This window comes from Ensifer sp. Root31 (assembly GCF_001424825.1).
GTDB classification, from domain to species: Bacteria; Pseudomonadota; Alphaproteobacteria; order Rhizobiales; family Rhizobiaceae; genus Ensifer; species Ensifer canadensis.
In genome coordinates, this window is the sequence record NZ_LMCO01000015.1 from 24,659 (window position 1) to 30,659 (window position 6,001).

The window sequence follows — 6,001 nt, forward strand, 5'->3', positions numbered from 1 at the left end:
TCCCCGACAATCTCTTGCCGGGGCGCATCTCGAAACTACACATGCCGGCCCATATCGGCCAGATGCCGGATATAGGAGACGAGTCAGCCGATCGCGAACCACGGTCAGCAGGCCGTGATCAAAAACACGCCTGCCGGAGCCTTCGTTATTCGCAACGTCTGCCGGTTCGTTTGCTATCGGCGGCTTACTTCATGAATTCTCTGATCTTGTAGGCGACCTCGGTGCGGTTGGTCGCGTTCAGCTTTTTCATGATGTTTCTAATGTGAACCTTCACGGTGCTTTCACACAGATCCATCTCATAGGCGATGATCTTGTTTGCCTTTCCACGGCGCAAGGCTTCGGCGACTTCGATTTCCCGAGGCGTGAACAGGCTGTCGGAGCAACGGGCGCCATTCACGACCGAATTTATTGCCTCTCTCATCGTCAGGATGCTGCTTGCCGGAACGAAGACGCCACCGGCGCGCGCCAGCGCAATCGCTTCGGCGGCGACATTGATGCCGACATTGCTTGGAATGTAGCCACGGGCACCGCATTCCAATGCCTTGAGAATTTGGCCGAGTTCATCCGTTTCGGCAACCACGATCACTGGGCTATATTTGAACTTCTCAACCAGAGTTTCGATCTTTTCGCAGACGGCAAGGTCACCCACTTTGCCGCCGCCGACGATGAGAAGAACGGCGGAAGGGTCTGTCTGCAATTTGCGGCCGCGCCACTCGTCAAAGGATCCGACTGTGACGATCGTCAGCCCGGGGTCATAGCCCGTCAGGCTTTTCGACAGGCACTCCCGGTCGAGAGCACGAGGGTCGATGAGCAGGATGTAGTCGAGATCTTCCTCCTGATCGGTCATATCCGAACCCGCCAGACTTTGGGGAAGACGCTGTTCCAGTACGCTTGGGAGGGATGTCGGTCGCGTCGTGGAGGTTCTTGCAATTGTTGCTGTACGAATATCCATTGAATTTTCTCCTTTTTATTCTTATTTTGTTAGGTGTAAATATTCTAGATACAAGTATTGGTGTTGATATTCCCTCAGGGTCCTCTCGTATTTTCTTCTTATATTTTGGTAATCAGATCACATATATTGTCGGTGCGCATTAACACAGGTTAAAGCCCTCGCAATGAATCAACCGGAATTCGTGCTGAGATAGCCCGGATCGAAGTCCACCAATTCGGCCAGGCGTCTGCGATCGAGAAATTCGACGATGCCATTCCTGAACGACAACAATCCCTTCAACCTCATCTCCTTCAGAACGCGATTGATGTGCACGGTCGACAGGCCGACGGCGTCGCCGATGTCGGACTGCGTCAGCGGGCAATCGAAACCGTCAAATCCCAGCCTGTCGGGTCTACCTGCGCGGACTGCGAGCTCGAGCAAGAGATGCCCGGTACGCTCCAGTGCGTCGCGGCGTGCAATGTTTGCCAGCCGCTCGGTCATCCTGACCTGGCGCTTGAGCATCTCGTGCACGAAGTTCTGCTGGATTCTCTGCGACAGATTGGGGCCGCCGGTGCCGGGAGGCACCGCGAACTCGTAGACGGCAACGTCGGACAGCGCCTGGATTGTCTCCTGCGTCATTTCCGACGACAGGGTCCAGAGCATATCTCCGCGCAGCATGAAATCGATGACGATGCGGGTGCCATTTGCCAGAATCTTCCGGCTGACGCACCAGCCGGAGATGAAGAACAGGACGCACGATCGACCTTCGGGCTCGAACAGTATCGAGCCCGCCGGGAATACCCGTTTTCGCGCCACGGAGAGTTCGGACCTCTGCTGATCCGTGTCGAAACTCGACAATTCTCTAAACCGTGACGATCCTATAAATGCCCCAAGTTGCCCCACCATAAAGGCGCACTCTCTCTTCGGTCCATTCGATTGTACTTAAGTATATAGCAAACAACCGGTGGTTAGGAATATTACCCAAGAGGATTAGTAATGGCGGGAAATCACATCGATATGAGCTTAATCCGGCCGGGTGGGTACCGGTCCTAATTAGCTGAAGCATTTGGGTTTTGGACCACTAAGGTGCCGATAACCGCGCGATCAACACTGTGTGACCCGTTACGGTTAGAGACCGTGCGACAACGCATAGCCGGATAAGGCTCTGCCGCTTGGCACAGCCACCGGCTGAATCGTCGGGCTTGCGCTGCGGTTTTGGTGAGCCTCCAGGCACTCTCGCAGCTGCGAGATGCCGTTGCGGGCTTGATTGAGTATCGAGGCATGGGCCGCGGGATCGATGCCCTTGCGGGCTGCCTCTTCAAGCAAGGAGGCCACATCGCGAGCGGAGATGTCGGGTCCGTTGGCAAAATACTCCGGTCGGCCAACGAACTGGAAGAAGCCTTCGACTTTCGCATCCCAGCCGAGACCGACCTGCGGCACGCCGAGGGAATAGGCGGCGATGCAGGCGTGAAGGCGATGTGCCAGTATCACCTGCGTCGATGCGATGATGTGGATCAGTTCCTCGGGCGTTTTGGGACGAGGGGCGAGGTAGAGATCACCGCTGTCGATGTGATCGGCGAGACCGTCACCGCCGAGAATGCGCCGCGCAAAGGCCTGGTCTTCCTGGGCTCCATTGGTGAAGAGGCAGATCCGATATCCGGCGTCGAGCATCAGGCTTAGCAGTTGGTGATAGTCGTCGGCATGCCGAAAAGGAGTTCCAGTCGAGCCATGGCTGGAATGTCGGCGCAGAATGAGCGGGTCGGTGACGCAGATGCCGATTGCCCGGTCATCTGCCTTCAGTGGCGCAAGCGCGTGGCACGCGACGATTTCCCGGACGAGCAGCCCGGGATCGGGCAGTATCCGGGCGCGCGGGCCGGATGGAAAATGGCCGAGCCAGTTGCGGCCGGCGATAGTATCACGGACCGAAATGTGGACGACTTGGCTCTCATCGATCATGCCGAAAAGTTGCCTTGCCTGCGACGACCAGTCCCGGCTGGTGCCGACGGCATAGACCGCCAGCGGCTTGCCGCTGCGGTTGATACAATCGAGTGCTGCACCGACTTTCAGCGGGAAGTTCAGGTCGTCGTCCTGAAACAGGTTTCCCCCGCCGATGACGACCGCATCCGCGGCGTCAATCTCCTTTTGCCATTCGACCTGCAATCGACGGAGTGTCGGGCCAAGCGCCTGTCTTACGACCAGCCGACGCGCGAATGACGGCAGCGCTTGCAGTACCTTCAGCAACAGTCGGCGGCGCCCGCCACCGCCGGTGCCGAATGCCGTCCTGCCGGCGAGATCGATCGTCTTGACCTCCAGCCCCTTGGCCCCGCGCGCCAGCGCAATCTCCAGGCACTGCGCCAGAATGCCGTCACCAAGGTTTTCGCTGTATTTGACGTTAAAGATGACGATTTTCATCGGGAGCCTCCCATACGGCGCGGGCTTGTCGCACCAACCAGTCGCGGTCGTGGCGCTTCTGCCTCGGCGATTTGCCGGCATGTCAGCGCCGACGCGCTGCCGGCGAGAATGTAGAACATCAGGCCCAGATCATAGACGGTGCCCGATACGAGAGCGGTGCTCAGGGCCGCGATAAAGCCGGCCTTTGCCGCCCGAAGCGCGGCAAGGCTTTCCGTCCGCCGCCCGGCGTCTGGTGCCGCGCGAGCGCACAGAATGGCCGCGACGAAGACCCAGAAGATGGCGAGCCCAAGGACCCCGACATTCGAGAGCAGAACCAGTAGATAGCTGGAGGCGCGGGCGCTCCCCAGGCCGGCCCCCATGCCGGAGGTGTTGACGAACGCCTCATAGGCGGCGGCGTTCCACATCGCGCGCTCGCGGCCGGACTGGCTGTCGGCCTTTGACAGCAGCATCTCATCGAGAAAATCGTAAACAGTCGACACCACCTCCGGGAACAAGTTGACGACCGTGAGGATGACGAGCGGTACGACCAGGAAGAGGGCGGCGAGAAACACCGGACGTCCGGGCTTTCTCCGTTCGAAGACCGTCACAATCGAACGTATCCAGAGAAACGGGAAGACCACGGCCAACCCGAGCAGTGCTGTGGCAGAAGTCGAAAACACCAGGCCGGCAAGCGAGGCGATCGCCAGGAGGGCTGTCGCCCGTGAGCGCACCCGGTCGAGCCAGAGGCTCGCGGTCGCGGCAAACAGGATCAAGGTGTAGTCGGCAAAGGCCGACGCCTCGGGGAACGATCCGGAAATCCGTTTCAACCCACCTTTTTCCGCGGCGGTCAGGAGGGCGTAGTTGGCCGTCCGTACCACGCTCAGCAGATACTCGGTGCCGGAGAAATAAGTGAGGATGTCGGCCGCGGCGAAGGCGAGGTTGACGGTGGCGGCAATGAGGATGGCGTGGACGAGGTGCGACGGCGCGGCCGTCCGGCGCAGATAGGCATGGCAGAATCCGAAGCAGGCAAGTCCGCCGAGTGCATAGACGGCCTGCGTTATGTTGTTGGACGAAAACCGCAGCGGTGACAGCGATATGAAGCTTCTCGCACCAACAGATCGCTCGACCGTCATCACGTCGACGGCGCCCTGGAACAGGCGAGGCGACAGGATCGCCGTCAGCACGCCGAAAAGGGTGAGCACCATCAGCCAGAAGCCGGCACCGGCAGGCACGAAGGCCGCCAGCACCGGACCTTCGCCATAGGCCATCAGGACCCTGAGGCCGAAGAACAGCAGGAAAACATTTGGAACGAGGATGGATGCGCCGCCAAGTGCCGGAAGGCCGATGGCAGCGGCAGAGCCGAGAGCGGTTGAGACGACCATGAACGTCAACGCCCAGTGGATGGGCGCCATCAGCACGCCCAACCCCACAAGCACGGTAACGAAGCCGATCAGTTCAAAGCTCATGCCACCAGTTCCAGTTGCTGAAACGATCCTATCAAAGGGGGCATGTTGCGTATTTACGCCTCCGGCTAAGCCTTTCGCATAAAGCCGCGGCCTGAATCGGTAATGGACCCGCGGTAGCGCCCCGCGTTAGTTTGCACCATGACCCCATCTGTTCGCGAAGTTCGCCCGTATTGGGCACGCCGCCTGCCAGTTCGGCTTTTCGTCCGGCCTGTCGTCGGCTGCCTGTGGCTGATGATGCTTGTGTCGGCGACCCATGCCGATGGGTACACGGCCGGCGACACGGGCGACGAGCTTCCTGTCGACGACATGCCGCTGACCTTTGACGAGACCTTCGATGATCTGAGCGTGTCCGCCTGGGGGCCCGGCACCCGCTGGATCGCGCATACGCCGTGGTCGGGGGATTTTGGTGGCGCCCGCTTTGCCAACCCCGGTGAGCGCTCGCCGTTTAAGACTGAAAACGGCATTCTGAGGATCGAGGCCAAGCGCGACCCGGAAGGTGACTGGCAGTCAGGCCTGCTCGCCTCGGTGGACGCCAAGGGCAATGGCTTTGCCCAGCAATACGGCTATTTCGAAATGCGTGCGCGTTTGCCGGTCGGTCCGGGCGTATGGCCCGCATTCTGGCTGATCGGCAAGGACCGCTCGAAGTCGACGGCCGAGATAGACGTGATGGAATTCTACGGTGACAAGCCGGAAGGATACTCCTCTGTCATCCATGTCTGGCATCGCGATGACAAGGACGATTCCCAATTCAGTCGGATCGAGGTATTTCGCGACGCCGACCCCCAGGATTTTCATACCTATGGGGTGAAGATCGATTCCGAATTCATCCGGATGTACTTTGACCGGAAACTCGTGTGGAAGGCCGAAACGCGGCCTGAGCACCGGCAGCCGATGTACGTGCTGCTCAACCTCGCGCTCGTCGAAAAAACCGCCGATCAGGCGCCGGATCCATCCCACATGTTCATCGATTATGTCAGGGCATACGACCTTCAATAGGCGCCCCTCGCCAGGTCGTTTTCACCGCGTTTGATCCGCCAGGGTCGGCGCGGCAGGCGACCTCGAAAAATCCTGCGAAAACAAAAAGATGGAACACGATTCCGGCCGCCTATCGGGCGCCTCGTCCGTGCATAGCCGTGGCTTCCATCCCCTTAAGGACTAAGCGGGCCTAACCCTTTTGATGGCGATGCGTCGGTGCGGCTATCCCAATGATCAG

5 protein-coding genes are annotated in these 6,001 nt (G+C 59.4%); 1 reads left to right on the forward strand and 4 read right to left on the reverse strand.

The window, feature by feature from the left end; translation table 11 throughout:
* Positions 1-184: 184 nt before the first annotated feature.
* The 4 genes from ASD00_RS15985 to ASD00_RS16000 all read right to left on the reverse strand — a co-directional run bounded on the left by ASD00_RS15985 (position 185) and on the right by ASD00_RS16000 (position 4,788).
* The gene (locus ASD00_RS15985; protein WP_025428340.1) at positions 185-847 is read right to left on the reverse strand and encodes a response regulator transcription factor; all 663 of its coding nucleotides are present in this window, start codon (positions 845-847) and stop codon (positions 185-187) included.
* Between the two features lie 273 nt (positions 848-1,120).
* Positions 1,121-1,747, reverse strand: a complete 627-nt coding sequence (locus tag ASD00_RS15990) for a Crp/Fnr family transcriptional regulator (RefSeq protein WP_051509272.1) — start codon at positions 1,745-1,747, stop codon at positions 1,121-1,123.
* 312 nt (positions 1,748-2,059) lie between these two features.
* Positions 2,060-3,343, reverse strand: a complete 1,284-nt coding sequence (locus tag ASD00_RS15995) for a polysaccharide pyruvyl transferase family protein (protein WP_057207534.1) — start codon at positions 3,341-3,343, stop codon at positions 2,060-2,062.
* Positions 3,340-4,788, reverse strand: a complete 1,449-nt coding sequence (locus ASD00_RS16000) for a hypothetical protein (protein ID WP_244496063.1) — start codon at positions 4,786-4,788, stop codon at positions 3,340-3,342. The genes ASD00_RS15995 and ASD00_RS16000 overlap by 4 nt, the downstream gene beginning before the upstream one ends.
* A gap of 138 nt (positions 4,789-4,926) precedes the next feature.
* Between ASD00_RS16000 and ASD00_RS16005 the strand changes: the two genes are divergently transcribed.
* On the forward strand, positions 4,927-5,784 hold the full coding sequence (locus tag ASD00_RS16005; RefSeq protein WP_234907998.1) for a glycoside hydrolase family 16 protein: 858 nt from the start codon (positions 4,927-4,929) through the stop codon (positions 5,782-5,784).
* The last annotated feature ends 217 nt before the right edge of the window (positions 5,785-6,001 follow it).